6 protein-coding genes and 3 rRNA genes are annotated in these 15,255 nt (G+C 64.4%); 7 read left to right on the top strand and 2 right to left on the bottom strand.

What is annotated here, in order from left to right; genetic code table 11:
• Positions 1-7: 7 nt before the first annotated feature.
• On the top strand, positions 8-1,702 hold the full coding sequence (locus tag ASF96_RS07545; RefSeq protein ID WP_055937501.1) for an ABC1 kinase family protein: 1,695 nt from the start codon (positions 8-10) through the stop codon (positions 1,700-1,702).
• A 29-nt stretch (positions 1,703-1,731) separates the two neighbouring features.
• Here the strand turns inward: ASF96_RS07545 and ASF96_RS07550 are convergent, their stop codons facing one another.
• Entirely contained in the window at positions 1,732-2,853 is a 1,122-nt protein-coding gene (locus ASF96_RS07550; protein ID WP_055937503.1) for a hypothetical protein, read from the bottom strand.
• A 69-nt stretch (positions 2,854-2,922) separates the two neighbouring features.
• On the opposite strand from ASF96_RS07550, the gene ASF96_RS07555 reads away from it, so the two are divergent.
• On the top strand, positions 2,923-5,880 hold the full coding sequence (locus tag ASF96_RS07555; protein ID WP_055937506.1) for a DEAD/DEAH box helicase family protein: 2,958 nt from the start codon (positions 2,923-2,925) through the stop codon (positions 5,878-5,880).
• Between the two features lie 28 nt (positions 5,881-5,908).
• Here the strand turns inward: ASF96_RS07555 and ASF96_RS07560 are convergent, their stop codons facing one another.
• Positions 5,909-6,913, bottom strand: coding sequence for a lytic transglycosylase domain-containing protein (locus tag ASF96_RS07560; RefSeq protein WP_055937509.1), 1,005 nt, complete (start codon positions 6,911-6,913; stop codon positions 5,909-5,911).
• Positions 6,914-7,328: 415 nt separating this feature from the next.
• Here ASF96_RS07560 and rpsA point away from each other — a divergent pair, with 415 nt between their 5' ends.
• From rpsA to rrf, 5 genes are all read left to right on the top strand, one after another.
• Positions 7,329-8,783 carry a 30S ribosomal protein S1 gene (gene rpsA, locus ASF96_RS07565; RefSeq protein ID WP_055835770.1) on the top strand — a complete coding sequence of 485 codons (1,455 nt, stop codon included), beginning with the start codon at positions 7,329-7,331 and terminating at the stop codon, positions 8,781-8,783.
• A 107-nt stretch (positions 8,784-8,890) separates the two neighbouring features.
• Positions 8,891-9,064: a hypothetical protein gene (locus ASF96_RS16855; protein WP_156458758.1), complete on the top strand. Its 174-nt coding sequence runs from the start codon at positions 8,891-8,893 to the stop codon at positions 9,062-9,064.
• Between the two features lie 839 nt (positions 9,065-9,903).
• Positions 9,904-11,425, top strand: a 16S ribosomal RNA gene (locus tag ASF96_RS07570).
• Positions 11,426-11,851: 426 nt separating this feature from the next.
• Positions 11,852-14,963: ribosomal RNA gene (locus tag ASF96_RS07575) — 23S ribosomal RNA — on the top strand.
• 101 nt (positions 14,964-15,064) lie between these two features.
• A 5S ribosomal RNA gene (gene rrf / locus ASF96_RS07580) occupies positions 15,065-15,181 on the top strand.
• Together the 16S, 23S and 5S rRNA genes form the textbook arrangement of a ribosomal RNA operon.
• The last annotated feature ends 74 nt before the right edge of the window (positions 15,182-15,255 follow it).

Here is a 15,255-nt window from a genome sequence, read left to right on the forward strand (position 1 = left end):
AGATTCGATGACCGACGACGCCCTCATGAAGGCCCGCTACCGACGGATCACGCGGTTCGCCGCGAGATACCTCGTGCAGGCCTGGTGGTATGAGCTGTTCCTGCCGCGGTTCGGTCTCGGGTGGATCTCCGCCCGGGGCCGCACCCGGCGGCTCGAGCGCATCGCCCAGCGCTTCCACGTGCTGGCCGTCGACCTGGGCGGTCTCATGATCAAGGTCGGACAGTTCATGTCGTCGCGCCTCGACGTGCTGCCCCCCTCGATCACCAAGCAGCTCGAGGGCCTGCAGGACGAGGTGCCGGCGGTGCCGTTCGCCCAGATGCGCGCCCGCGCCGAGGCCGAGCTGGGGATGCCGTTGGAACGGGCCTTCGCCCGGGTCGACGAGCGTCCGCTCGCCGCGGCGTCGCTGGGCCAGGCGCACCGCGCCACTCTCACCGACGAGCTGGCCGCCGAGACGGGCCTGAGCGCGGTGGTGCTGAAGATCCAGCGCCCCGGTATCGACCGGATCGTCGACGTCGACCTGCGGGCGCTCCGCAAGGTGGGCGTCTGGCTGAGTAAAGTCGCGCTCGTCCGCGACCGCGTCGACATGCCCTCGCTCGTCGAGGAGTTCGCGATCACCAGCCTCGAAGAGATCGACTACCTGCACGAGGCCGCGAACTCCGAGCGCTTCGCCGCCGACTTCGGCGGCGAGGGGGGAGTCGCGGTGCCCGAGGTCGTGTGGGAGCGCACCACCCGTCGCGTGCTGACCCTGCAGGACGTCACGGCCATCAAGATCAATGACGTCGACGCGCTCCGTGCGGCGGGCATCGACCCGTCCGAGGTGGCGGCGCGTTTCGCGGCCGTCATGTTCGACCAGCTCTTCGACGACGGGTTCTTCCACGCCGACCCGCACCCCGGCAACGTCTTCGTCACGCCCGTCTCGACCCCGGATGCCGCCACCCCGGCCTGGCGGTTCACGTTCATCGACTTCGGGATGATGGGCGAGGTGCCTCCCAGCCTCCGTCGGGGGCTTCGACGCGTGTTGATCGCCGCGGCCTCGCGTGACGGCAAGGGCCTGGTCGACGGCATCCGCGACGTGGGGGTGCTGCTGCCCTCCGCCGACACCATCCAGCTCGAACGCGCGATGACCCAGCTGTTCTCGCGCTTCGGCGGAATGGGTTTCGCCGAGCTCCAAGAGGTCGATCCGCGCGAGTTCCGGTCGTTCGCGATCGAGTTCGGAGACGTGGTGCGCGCCCTCCCGTTCCAGTTGCCCGAGAACTTCCTCCTCATCGTGCGTGCCATGTCGCTGACCAGCGGAATGTGCAGCGCGCTCGACCCGTCCTTCAACATCTGGGATGCCGTCGAGCCCTACGCCCAGCGCCTGATCCGCGAAGAGAGCGGCAACACCGCTCAGGCCTTCGTTCGCGAGGTGGGAGCGGTCGCCGCTGTCACCGCGCGCCTGCCGCGCCGGGCCGACAACCTCATCTCGCGCCTGGAGGAGGGCTCGCTCTCGGTTGAGACGCCGCGCATCGAGCGTCGCCTGCGCGATCTCGAGCGCATGATCCGTCGAGTCGTGTCGTCGGTGCTGTTCACGGGCCTGCTCGTCGGCGGCGTGCTGCTGCAGGTGGAGCAGTCCGTGCTCGGCACGATCCTGATGATCGTGTCGGTGGTCCCGCTGTCGCACGCCCTGCTCGCCGGCTTCATCGCGCGCCGCAACGGAGCCTGACCCCTCGGACGACCCTGTGCGGCGTGGTCTCAGCGCCCGTCGACGATCGACATGAACCCGGCGAACGCGAAGATCGCCGGAAAGACGTACAGGCCCGTGCGGAAGACCACCCAGGCGACTCTGCCGACGAGGGGCCACCACCCCGTCTGCGGGGTGCGCGCGTCCAGGCGTCGCCCGCTCGGTCCGATGATCGGGTGGGGCGGTCGCCATGCGGCCGTGTCCCGCGATGCCCGTGACACCTGCACGGCGTCCTGCCCGTCGACGCGCTCGTCCACGTAGCGGTGCGACAACGCGAGGATCTTCGGCGCCACGTGGGTGAGCACGGCGTCGACGCTCTCCCAATCGTCGGCGCGGGTGTAGTCGGCGTCGACCGAGCGGAAGAAGACGACCCGGGCGTCCTTGACCTCGACGTCGAAGCCCGACGCGTGGTCGACGAGCCCCGCCATCACGTCGGGGGTCAGCACGTACAGCGCGTCGCCGGCGTAGCCGCGCGGGGAGTAGGTGCGGAACGTCCGGTCGAAGTCGCCCTCGAGCGAGATCCGCTGGTGACGGGCGATGGATGCCGGAAGGGCGGCGCCCCATCCGTCGTTGCCCCGTGCATCGAGAACGAGGTGGGGGAGCGGCGAGGCGAGCGTGACGGTGACGTACTGTCGTGGTCGCGAGCGCGCGGTGCGGGGGCGCACGGTGCCGAACTCGACCCGCCCCGCGGCGAACCGCGGATACTCGCGCACCCCGAGGCGGTGATCGGTGACGAGTGACGAGAACGTCGCCGCGGAGCTGGGCGACGGCTCGTACCCGTTGGCCAGCGCGGTGAGGTCGCGGCGACCGTGACGCACACGGGTGCGCGAGGCCATCGGCTGCCGCGACCACCACCACAGCGCGGCCGTTCCGGCGAGCCACAGCGCGGCGATCACCGACGACACGACGAAGGCCGTGGCATCCGCCTCGCGCACCACGCCGTCCTGCACACCGTCGACCCGGATGCCGATCGACAGGAACGCGAAGAAGAGGAACCACAGGAAGAACCCGTTGTTGACGTGCAGCGCGATCTGCCGCCGGGTGGGCACCCAGGGTGGCCGTGGTCGAGGCGCCGCGGCGGCGAGAGCGGCGGCCACGTCGTCGGCGGGGGCGTCCAACCAGCGCAGATCCACGCCGACTCCTGTTCCGCGGGGCTCGCGCCCGCTCCCGCCCGCTCGTGGGCGCGTACCTAGACTGGCCCGGTGACGCCCGAAACCCCGCGCCCTCTCTCGGCGTGGCGCTTCGACGGCACGCTGCGCGCGTATCAGGCCGATGCGCTCGCCCGGGTGGACGTCGACGCCGGTTCGCCTGTGCACCTGGTCGCGCCTCCCGGCTCGGGCAAGACGCTTCTCGGGCTGCTGCTCGCCGCGCGCCGCGGCCGGCGCACCGTCGTCTTCGCCCCGACCACCGCCATCCGCGCGCAGTGGGTCGATGCGGCGAGGGGCCTCGCGTCATCCGACGCGGCGGTGTCCGATGCGGCGGTGTCCGATGCGGCGGTGTCCGACGATCCCTCCGCGCCCGCCGACCTCACGGCGCTGACGTATCAGGCGATCAGCGTGCAGGATGCGACCTCGCCCTTCGCTGCGCTGGCGCATCGCCGGTGGGAGACCCAGCTCGAAGCCGACGACCGCACGCCGGAGGCCGCGGCTGAGTGGCTCCGCGCCCTCGCCGAGAGCAATCCCGCGGCCTACCGGCGCGGCATCCGCTCGCGTTCGCGGTCGATCCGCCGGTCTCTCGCCCGCGAGGACGCCGATGTTCTGGCCTCCGCGCTCCACCCGAACGCCCGCGCCCTGCTCGACCGGCTCGTCGAGGCCGGGGTCGAGACGGTCGTGCTCGACGAATGCCACCACCTGCTCGACCACTGGGCGCTCGTCGTCGCCGCGCTGCTCGCCCGTATCCGCGCGGGGGGACGCGAGCCGCTGGTCATCGGACTGACGGCGACGCTCCCGTCTCCCGACGACGCCGACGAATACGACAACTACGTGTCGCTGCTCGGCGAGGTCGATCTCGAGGTGCCGGTGCCGGCGGTCGTGCGGGAGGGGGATCTCGCGCCCTACCGCGATCTCGTGCACGTCGTCGAGCCGACACCCGAGGAGCAGCTCTTCCTCTCCGCGCACGCCGAGGCCCTGCAGGTGTCGCTGCGCACCACCTTCGCGGGGGGACCCGGCCGCGCCTTCCTGCTCGACGTGCTCCAGCCGCCCCTCGCTGCGCCGGCCCCGACCGATCCGCTCGCCCCGCCCGCGCCGGGGGCCGTCCCCGATGCGCTCGATCGCCGCCTCGCGGCCGCGTTCGCCGACGATTTCCCCGCCGCCGAGGCCGCGGCGGCCATGCTGTCGCTCGTCGTTCCCGACGACCCGGTGATCGCCCGCCTCCCGGCCGTCGCGCAGCGCCCACCGACCACCGACGAGACCTTGCGTCTTCTCGGGCGGTACGCGCTCGATCGGGTGCTGCCCGATCCCGAGCGCGCCGACGAGTGGCGGCGGATCCGCCGCGTCCTGGCCGACTTCGGATACGCCCTCACCGATCGCGGCATCCGCCGCACGCGCGACCCGATCGACACGGTCCTGGCGTCGTCGTCGGCGAAGGACCGGGGGGCGTGCGACATCCTCGCGCTCGAGCGGCGGGAGGTGGGCGACGATCGACTCCGAGCCCTCGTCGTCACCGATTTCGTGCGGCACGGGAACGTCCACGGCGGTCTCCTGGGCGGAGCCGGCGCCGTGCGGACGTTCTCGGTCCTGGTGACGGATGCCGCGACCTCCGGCCTCCGTGCCCTCCTCGTCACCTCCTCGACCGTGCGCATCGCGGCGCGCGACGCGTCGACGCTGCTGCCCGCGCTGTCGGCGGAACTCGGGGTCGAGGTCTCGGCCGAGGCGAGCGACGACGACGCTCAGGTCGCCGTCGTGCGGGGGATCGGGGGGAGCGGGATCGTGGGCGCTGCCTCCCGCCTGCTGGACCGCGGGGTGATCCACGTCGTCGTGGGGACCCGTGGCCTGTTCGGCGAGGGATGGGATTGCCCGGCGGTCAACACGCTGATCGATCTGAGCATGGTCGCCACCGCGGCGGCCACGCAGCAACTGCGCGGACGCACCCTGCGCCTCGACCCCGACTGGGCCGAGAAGGTCGCGCACAACTGGACCGTGACGGCGGTCCTCCCTCCTTCGGTGGGCTTGGAGGCGCAACCGGATGCCGCCCGCCTCCGCCGCAAACACGCACGGCTGTGGGGGCTCGACGCCGACGACTCCACGCAGATCGTCCGTGGGCTCGGTGCCGCCCTCGATGTCGCCCGCCGCCGCGCCCTGAGCGACGTCATCGCGAAGGTCCCGGGGGTGGCCCTCGCCGACGTCGACGGATTGCGCAGCGTTCCGCCCCGCGCGCAGACGCGTCTCGAGTGGCGGATCGGCGAGCCGTACGACGATCGGGAAGAGGTGTCGACGGTTCTGGAGCGGGATCGGGCGACGCCCGTGTTCCGCACGACCGTCGGCGCGGCACGGTCTCTCGGCGCGGTCTTCGCAGGCACCCTGGCTGTTGCGGCATTACTCGTGGCGGCGGCGTTCCTTCTGCCGTCCGCGGTGGGCACGGTGATCGCCCTCGCTGCCACAGCGACCGGCGTGTGGCTCGCGGTTCCTCTCGGACGAGCGTGGGCGAACGTCCGCCGACAGGCGGTCGACGCCGTCGAATCGCACCGCCGCATGGCGGAGGTGGTCTGGGAGTCGCTCGTGACGACCGACCGTGTCGCCTCGGTATCGGGCACCCCGGTCGTGACGGGCACCGGCGTCGACGCCCGACGCGTGCGACTCGACGTGCGGATTCCACAGGCGGCCCCGGAGGATCAACGCACCTTCGCGGCGGCCCTCGACGAGCTGTACGGCCCGATCCGCTCACCGCGCTTCGTGCTCGAGATCGACCGCGGCGGCCCCTGGATCGTCCGCGCGGTGCTCGATCGCGCCTCGCCGACGACCTCGCGCGATTTCCTCCCCGTGCCGTCGCGCATCGCGCGCCGTCGGGAAGACGCCGTCCGATTCGCGGGGGAGTGGCGGCGCAGGGTCGGACCCGTCGTGCTCCACGAGCTGACGTCGGCCGAGAATCTTCCGCTGCTCAGCGAAGCGCGCCGCCGTGGAAGATCCTCCGCGGCGACGCGCTCGATGGTGCGGTGGCGCTGACCGGTCGAGGCCGATCAGCGCGCCGGGGTCAGTACCAGCCGACCGACTGCGAGTGCGACCAGGCGCCGCACGGGCTGCCGTAGCGGCCCGAGATGTAGCCGAGGCCCCACGCGACCTGGGTGGCGGCGTTGGTCTGCCAGTCGCCGCCGGCCGACGACATCTTGCTGCCGGGCAGGGCCTGCGGAATGCCGTAGGCACCGCTGCCGCCGTTGTAAGCCTGGTAGTTCCAGCCCGATTCCTTGTTCCACAGCGACACGAGGCAGCCGAACTGGTCGTCGCCCCACCCGTAGTTGCCGAGCATGGCGCGGGCGCTGGCCCGCGCTCCGGACACGCTGTTGTCGCCGGTGCCTCCGCCCGACGGGGCGGGGACGTACGCACCGCCGCCACCGCCGGTGTTGCCGCCGCCGCTTCCGCTGCCCGACGACGACGACTCGCGCGCCTCGGCCGCGGCCTTCTCCGCGGCGGCCGCGGCGGCCTCCGCCTCCTGGCGGGCCTTCTCGGCAGCTTCTTCTTCGGCCTTCTTCGCGATCGCGGCGTCGAGACCGCCGCGCAGTTCCGCGACGCGCTGGTCGACGGTCGTCGTCAGAGCCGAGACGCTGTCGGAGATCTCGGGCAGGAAGGCGGGCGGGAGCACCGCGGCGTCCTCGAGTCGATCGGTCGCCTGCTCGAGAGCGGTGGTGTCGACGACGGCCGGCTGGCCGATGTCGAGACCCGATGCCGCGATGTCGTTCTGCACGGCCGTCGCCGCGGCGAGGGTCTGAGTGGCGGTGGCGGTGGCGGCACGTGCCTCGTAGGCCTCGGGGCCGGCCGAGACCGAGAGGGCCGTCGGAGTGGTGGTCGAGGCGAGAGTGAACGTCGCGGTCGACAGGTCGGCGGGCGAGGCCGTCGCGGCCGGAGCGGTGCCGGTCAGGGTGGCGGCGGCCAAGACGCCGACGACGAGCGCCCCGACCGTCAGCACGGGGCGACGACGCGAGCGGCGGGAGGCGATACGGCGGGCACGGCGGTTGGACAGGGGTGTCGAATCAGAGCGCATAGAACCGGTTTCACGTAGAGGGGACGGCGCGGGTGTCGCACGTCCGGCCCGCGTCCAGCGGGCACAAAACCGGGAGCCTGGCATGCCAGTCTGGATGCCACCTGGGCAGACGTCGGGTCACAGCACGGGCAAAACTGCCGATCCGAGGCTGAATCCGAATGCCGTGGCCCGCATTCCGCACGGGGCGCGAGCGGACCACCGTGCCGAGTGGATGGGTGCGCTAGGCTGGAGTGTCACTCCTGGGGCTTCGACCGTTCTCGTTCGACCCCGTGGCACCGCATCACACAATCCGCTCTGCTTCGACTCATGGCATCCGTTCGCCCTCGGGCGGCCGAGTGCCGACGGCCCGGGTCTCCCTGATCTCTGGGCGCAGGAGTCGGAGCCCGATACCAAACCCACTAGGACAACCCACTACATGACTACCGCAACGACCGCCCCCGCTATCAAGCAGGTCGCGATCAACGACATCGGCTCCGCCGAAGACTTCCTGGCCGCGGTCGAGAAGACGCTCAAGTTCTTCAACGACGGAGACCTCATCGAGGGCACCGTCGTGAAGATCGACCGCGACGAGGTCCTCCTCGACGTCGGTTACAAGACCGAGGGTGTCATCCCCTCCCGCGAGCTCTCGATCAAGCACGACGTCGACCCCAACGAGGTCGTCAACGTCGGCGACCACGTCGAGGCCCTCGTTCTCCAGAAGGAGGACAAGGAAGGCCGCCTGATCCTGTCCAAGAAGCGCGCACAGTACGAGCGTGCGTGGGGCGACGTCGAGAAGATCAAGGAGAACGACGGTGTTGTCACCGGTTCCGTGATCGAGGTCGTCAAGGGTGGTCTCATCGTCGACATCGGCCTCCGTGGCTTCCTCCCGGCATCGCTCATCGAGCTGCGCCGTGTCCGCGACCTCACGCCGTACCTCGGCCAGGAGATCGAGGCGAAGATCCTCGAGCTCGACAAGAACCGCAACAACGTCGTGCTCTCGCGCCGCGCCCTGCTCGAGCAGACGCAGTCCGAGTCGCGCACCACGTTCCTCAACAACCTGCACAAGGGCCAGGTCCGCAAGGGCACGGTCTCGTCGATCGTCAACTTCGGTGCGTTCGTCGACCTGGGCGGCGTGGACGGCCTCGTGCACGTCTCCGAGCTCTCGTGGAAGCACATCGAGCACGCCTCCGAGGTCGTCGAGGTGGGCCAGGAAGTCACCGTCGAGATCCTCGAGGTCGACCTCGATCGCGAGCGCGTGTCGCTCTCGCTCAAGGCGACGCAGGAAGACCCGTGGCAGGTGTTCGCCCGTACCCACGCGATCGGTCAGATCGCTCCGGGCAAGGTCACCAAGCTCGTTCCGTTCGGTGCGTTCGTCCGCGTGGCCGACGGCATCGAGGGCCTCGTGCACATCTCCGAGCTGTCGGGCAAGCACGTCGAGCTCGCCGAGCAGGTCGTGTCGGTCGGCGAAGAGGTCTTCGTCAAGATCATCGACATCGATCTCGAGCGTCGTCGCATCTCGCTGTCGCTCAAGCAGGCCAACGAGTCGGTCGACCCCAACGGCACCGAGTTCGACCCGGCGCTGTACGGCATGGCCACCGAGTACGACGAGCGTGGCGAGTACAAGTACCCCGAGGGCTTCGACCCCGAGTCGGGTGCATGGCTCGAGGGCTTCGACACCCAGCGCGAGCAGTGGGAGCAGGAGTACGCCGCTGCCCAGGGTCGTTGGGAGGCCCACAAGGCCGCCGTTGCCAAGGCTCTCGAGGCCGAGGCTGCGAACCCGACCGACGCCGGTACGTTCGGTGGCTCGTTCTCGTCGGAGTCGCCCGCCCAGGGCACGCTGGCCGATGACGAGTCGCTGGCTGCGCTTCGCGAGAAGCTCTCCGGTCGCTGATCACCGCTTCACATCGAAGGCCGGCACCTCTTCGGAGGTGTCGGCCTTCGGTCGTCGGTGGGGACAAGCCCTGGTTTCCCGGGCGCAGGACAGGGCAAGATGGATCCATGGCTTCTCGACTTCCCCTTCTGATCACCCTCGCCGGCGTCGCCGTGCTGTTCCTGTCGATCGCGTTCGTGTTCGCCCTCGTCATCGGCGCGATGTTCTTCGGCGGGATCGAGTTCACCGGTGGACACACCGAGGCTGCGCTGCAGTTTTCGAGCGCTGCTCTCCGCGTCTGATCGATCCGGCAGCACGGGCCCGGCGACGTTCCACGTCGTGCGGGCCTTCGTCGTTTCCCGCGTGTTTCCGCGGGTGTGGGGGTGCGACACGCCCGGGATGTGGCTGGATTGGCTGAGTCGGGGTGTCGCACGTAATCTTTTACTTGTTCGCCCCACAGGGGAGAGCGGAGCGGCCGAAAGGCCCCGCAGCCCCTCATGTAGCGAACCACTTCCTTCCACTCAGGCAGCNGGGTGTGGGGGTGCGACACGCCCGGGATGTGGCTGGATTGGCTGAGTCGGGGTGTCGCACGTAATCTTTTACTTGTTCGCCCCACAGGGGAGAGCGGAGCGGCCGAAAGGCCCCGCAGCCCCTCATGTAGCGAACCACTTCCTGATCTGTGGTCTTGAGAGTTTCGGTTCTCTGGTCTATGGTTGGGATCCTGCCACTCGGCGTGTAGATCCTTCACTGGTCGTCTTCGGGCGTGGTGTTGTGGTTGTGTCGGTGGTGTTAGGCGTATTGCCTCACGGGTAGGTCGAGAGATTGTTTCTGTGGGTGCGTCCGTTCCTTGAGAACTCAACAGCGTGCACTTGTCAAATGCCAATTTTATCCTCGTTGGTCTTCGGATCGCGAGAATTCCTTTGGATCAAAGTCCAATCCTCTTTTTGGGGGTTGGCATCTGGATAGTCAGTTTTGACTTCCTGTTNTATCCTCGTTGGTCTTCGGATCGCGAGAATTCCTTTGGATCAAAGTCCAATCCTCTTTTTGGGGGTTGGCATCTGGATAGTCAGTTTTGACTTCCTGTTTGGTCAGATTGAACTCGCTTGCCTTGACCTTATTCCGGTTGGGTGGGCATTTTTCTTTTACGGAGAGTTTGATCCTGGCTCAGGATGAACGCTGGCGGCGTGCTTAACACATGCAAGTCGAACGGTGAAGCCAAGCTTGCTTGGTGGATCAGTGGCGAACGGGTGAGTAACACGTGAGCAACCTGCCCTGGACTCTGGGATAAGCGCTGGAAACGGCGTCTAATACTGGATATGAGACGTGATCGCATGGTCGTGTTTGGAAAGATTTTTCGGTCTGGGATGGGCTCGCGGCCTATCAGCTTGTTGGTGAGGTAATGGCTCACCAAGGCGTCGACGGGTAGCCGGCCTGAGAGGGTGACCGGCCACACTGGGACTGAGACACGGCCCAGACTCCTACGGGAGGCAGCAGTGGGGAATATTGCACAATGGGCGGAAGCCTGATGCAGCAACGCCGCGTGAGGGATGACGGCCTTCGGGTTGTAAACCTCTTTTAGCAGGGAAGAAGCGAAAGTGACGGTACCTGCAGAAAAAGCGCCGGCTAACTACGTGCCAGCAGCCGCGGTAATACGTAGGGCGCAAGCGTTATCCGGAATTATTGGGCGTAAAGAGCTCGTAGGCGGTTTGTCGCGTCTGCTGTGAAATCCCGAGGCTCAACCTCGGGTCTGCAGTGGGTACGGGCAGACTAGAGTGCGGTAGGGGAGATTGGAATTCCTGGTGTAGCGGTGGAATGCGCAGATATCAGGAGGAACACCGATGGCGAAGGCAGATCTCTGGGCCGTAACTGACGCTGAGGAGCGAAAGGGTGGGGAGCAAACAGGCTTAGATACCCTGGTAGTCCACCCCGTAAACGTTGGGAACTAGTTGTGGGGACCATTCCACGGTTTCCGTGACGCAGCTAACGCATTAAGTTCCCCGCCTGGGGAGTACGGCCGCAAGGCTAAAACTCAAAGGAATTGACGGGGACCCGCACAAGCGGCGGAGCATGCGGATTAATTCGATGCAACGCGAAGAACCTTACCAAGGCTTGACATATACGAGAACGGGCCAGAAATGGTCAACTCTTTGGACACTCGTAAACAGGTGGTGCATGGTTGTCGTCAGCTCGTGTCGTGAGATGTTGGGTTAAGTCCCGCAACGAGCGCAACCCTCGTTCTATGTTGCCAGCACGTAATGGTGGGAACTCATGGGATACTGCCGGGGTCAACTCGGAGGAAGGTGGGGATGACGTCAAATCATCATGCCCCTTATGTCTTGGGCTTCACGCATGCTACAATGGCCGGTACAAAGGGCTGCAATACCGTGAGGTGGAGCGAATCCCAAAAAGCCGGTCCCAGTTCGGATTGAGGTCTGCAACTCGACCTCATGAAGTCGGAGTCGCTAGTAATCGCAGATCAGCAACGCTGCGGTGAATACGTTCCCGGGTCTTGTACACACCGCCCGTCAAGTCATGAAAGTCGGTAACACCTGAAGCCGGTGGCCCAACCCTTGTGGAGGGAGCCGTCGAAGGTGGGATCGGTAATTAGGACTAAGTCGTAACAAGGTAGCCGTACCGGAAGGTGCGGCTGGATCACCTCCTTTCTAAGGAGCATCTGGCATCACGGGTTCTTTGGAGCGTGTGGTGTCCAGGCGCCGGATCAGACCGAATGTGTCTGCCGGTAGCTCATGGGTGGAACATTTGATGGGGTGCTGTTCGGGTTTTCTTCGTCCTCAGTACACCGCTTGCGGTGGGAACGGGATGGGGTTGGTTCGGGTAGTACATGCACGCTGTTGGGTCCTGAGGGGCCGGGCGCTGATTGCGTCAGTCTTTGGGCTGGGGTGGTTGGTGGCTGTTTCCTTGTGGGCCTCGTCTCGGCGCCGGTGTTCCGGTGGTTGGGGTGGGGTACCGCCCGTACTTTGAGAACTACACAGTGGACGCGAGCATCTTCCATGCAACTCTTCGGGGTTGTGTGGTGAAGATGATCTTAAAGATCATTAGTCAATTTTTTGACGATTCAACTCATGTGATTTCAAGTCTTTAAGAGCAAACGGTGAATGCCTTGGCATCTGGAGCCGAAGAAGGACGTAGCAATCTGCGATAAGCCTCGGGGAACTGATAAGCGAGTTTTGATCCGAGGGTGTCCGAATGGGGAAACCCCGCTGGGCGGCGTGCCGACCTGGTGACTCCCGCCTGAATATATAGGGCGGGTAGAGGGAACGTGGGGAAGTGAAACATCTCAGTACCCACAGGAAGAGAAAGCAAAAGCGATTCCGTAAGTAGTGGCGAGCGAAACCGGAAGAGGCTAAACCTAGCGTGTGTGATAGCCGGCAGGTGTTGCACGTTGGGGGTTGCGGGACTTTTCTGATTGTTCTGCCGAGCAGTCGACGTTACAAGTAGGTATAGACGAACGGTTTTGAATGGCCGGTCATAGAGGGTGCGAACCCCGTAGTCGAAATGCCTGTTCTTGGCGTGAGAAGTATCCCAAGTAGCACGGGGCCCGAGAAATCCCGTGTGAATCTGTCAGGACCACCTGATAAGCCTAAATACTCCCAGATGACCGATAGCGGACAAGTACCGTGAGGGAAAGGTGAAAAGTACCCCGGGAGGGGAGTGAAATAGTACCTGAAACCGTTTGCTTACAAACCGTTGGAGCCTCCTTAGTAGGGGTGACAGCGTGCCTTTTGAAGAATGAGCCTGCGAGTTAGTGATACGTGGCGAGGTTAACCCGTGTGGGGTAGCCGTAGCGAAAGCGAGTCTGAATAGGGCGTTTGAGTCGCGTGTTCTAGACCCGAAGCGAAGTGATCTATCCATGGCCAGGTTGAAGCGACGGTAAGACGTCGTGGAGGACCGAACCCACTTAGGTTGAAAACTGAGGGGATGAGCTGTGGATAGGGGTGAAAGGCCAATCAAACTTCGTGATAGCTGGTTCTCTCCGAAATGCATTTAGGTGCAGCGTTGCGTGTTTCTTGCCGGAGGTAGAGCTACTGGATGGCCGATGGGCCCTACAAGGTTACTGACGTCAGCCAAACTCCGAATGCCGGTAAGTGAGAGCGCAGCAGTGAGACTGTGGGGGATAAGCTTCATAGTCGAGAGGGAAACAACCCAGACCACCAACTAAGGTCCCTAAGCGCGTGCTAAGTGGGAAAGGATGTGGAGTTGCTTTGACAACCAGGAGGTTGGCTTAGAAGCAGCCACCCTTGAAAGAGTGCGTAATAGCTCACTGGTCAAGTGATTCCGCGCCGACAATGTAACGGGGCTCAAGCACGCCACCGAAGTTGTGGCATTAGCATTTTTGGTAGGCCTTCGTGGTCCAGCCGTGTTGATGGGTAGGAGAGCGTCGTGTGGCGAGTGAAGCGGCGGGGTGACCCAGCCGTGGACGCCACACGAGTGAGAATGCAGGCATGAGTAGCGAAAGACGTGTGAGAAACACGTCCTCCGAAAGACCAAGGGTTCCAGGGTCAAGCTAATCTTCCCTGGGTAAGTCGGGACCTAAGGCGAGGCCGACAGGCGTAGTCGATGGACAACGGGTTGATATTCCCGTACCGGCGAAGAACCGCCCAAGTYAATCCAGTGGTGCTAAGAGTCCTAGCTCAGAATTGTTTGGATCCCTTCGGGGTGATGGACGTCTGTGTGAACGCTCGACCCCATGCTGGTGCGGCTAGCGTATTAACAGGTGTGACGCAGGAAGGTAGCCCAAGCCAGGCGATGGTAGTCCTGGTGCAAGTGCGTAGGCCGAGTGATAGGCAAATCCGTCACTCATTGAGGCTGAGACACGATGCGGATAAAAAGTGGGTGATCCTATGCTGCCAAGAAAAGCATCGACGCGAGGTTCAAGCCGCCCGTACCCCAAACCGACTCAGGTGGTCAGGTAGAGAATACCAAGGAGATCGAGAGAATCGTGGTTAAGGAACTCGGCAAAATGCCCCCGTAACTTCGGGAGAAGGGGGGCCATCCACTTATTAGGACTTGCTCCGAAAGGGTGTGGTGGCCGCAGAGACTAGTGGGTAGCGACTGTTTACTAAAAACACAGGTCCGTGCCAAGTCGCAAGACGATGTATACGGACTGACGCCTGCCCGGTGCTGGAAGGTTAAGAGGACCGGTTAGCCGTAAGGCGAAGCTGAGAATTTAAGCCCCAGTAAACGGCGGTGGTAACTATAACCATCCTAAGGTAGCGAAATTCCTTGTCGGGTAAGTTCCGACCTGCACGAATGGCGTAACGACTTCCCAACTGTCTCAACCGCGAACTCGGCGAAATTGCATTACGAGTAAAGATGCTCGTTACGCGCAGCAGGACGGAAAGACCCCGTGACCTTTACTACAGCTTGGTATTGGTGTTCGGTGTGGCTTGTGTAGGATAGGTGGGAGACTGTGAAGCATTCACGCCAGTGAGTGTGGAGTCATTGTTGAAATACCACTCTGGTCACTCTGGATATCTAACTTAGGACCGTGATCCGGTTCAGGGACAGTGCCTGGTGGGTAGTTTAACTGGGGCGGTTGCCTCCCAAAATGTAACGGAGGCGCCCAAAGGTTCCCTCAACCTGGTTGGCAATCAGGTGGCGAGTGTAAGTGCACAAGGGAGCTTGACTGTGAGACTGACAGGTCGAGCAGGGACGAAAGTCGGGACTAGTGATCCGGCAGTGGCTTGTGGAAGCGCTGTCGCTCAACGGATAAAAGGTACCTCGGGGATAACAGGCTGATCTTGCCCAAGAGTCCATATCGACGGCATGGTTTGGCACCTCGATGTCGGCTCGTCGCATCCTGGGGCTGGAGTAGGTCCCAAGGGTTGGGCTGTTCGCCCATTAAAGCGGTACGCGAGCTGGGTTTAGAACGTCGTGAGACAGTTCGGTCCCTATCCGCTGCGCGCGTAGGAAGTTTGAGAGGATCTGACCCTAGTACGAGAGGACCGGGTTGGACGAACCTCTGGTGTGTCAGTTGTTCCGCCAGGAGCACCGCTGATTAGCTACGTTCGGGATGGATAACCGCTGAAAGCATCTAAGCGGGAAGCCGGCCTCAAGATGAGACTTCCATGCCCTTCGGGGCGAGAGGCTCCCAGCCAGACTACTGGGTTGATAGGCCGGATGTGGAAGCGTAGCAATACGTGAAGCTGACCGGTACTAATAAGCCGATGACTTGATAACACACCGTTTTTGGTGCTTGCGTCCACTGAGTGGTTCTCGATGTACGGTCGGGAACTCAACAATGATSATGTCGTTGTTGGTTTTTGAAACATCAATAGTGTTTCGGCGGCCATAGCGAGAGGGAAACGCCCGGTTACATTCCGAACCCGGAAGCTAAGCCTCTCAGCGCCGATGGTACTGCAGGGGGGACCCTGTGGGAGAGTAGGACACCGCCGGACTTCTTTTAGTCGGAATGGCCACCCAATGTTGGGTGGCCATTYCGCATTTACGGGCACATTTCGTGTTCGTGGTC

The organism is Microbacterium sp. Leaf179, assembly GCF_001423785.1.
In the GTDB taxonomy this organism is placed as follows: Bacteria; Actinomycetota; Actinomycetes; order Actinomycetales; family Microbacteriaceae; genus Microbacterium.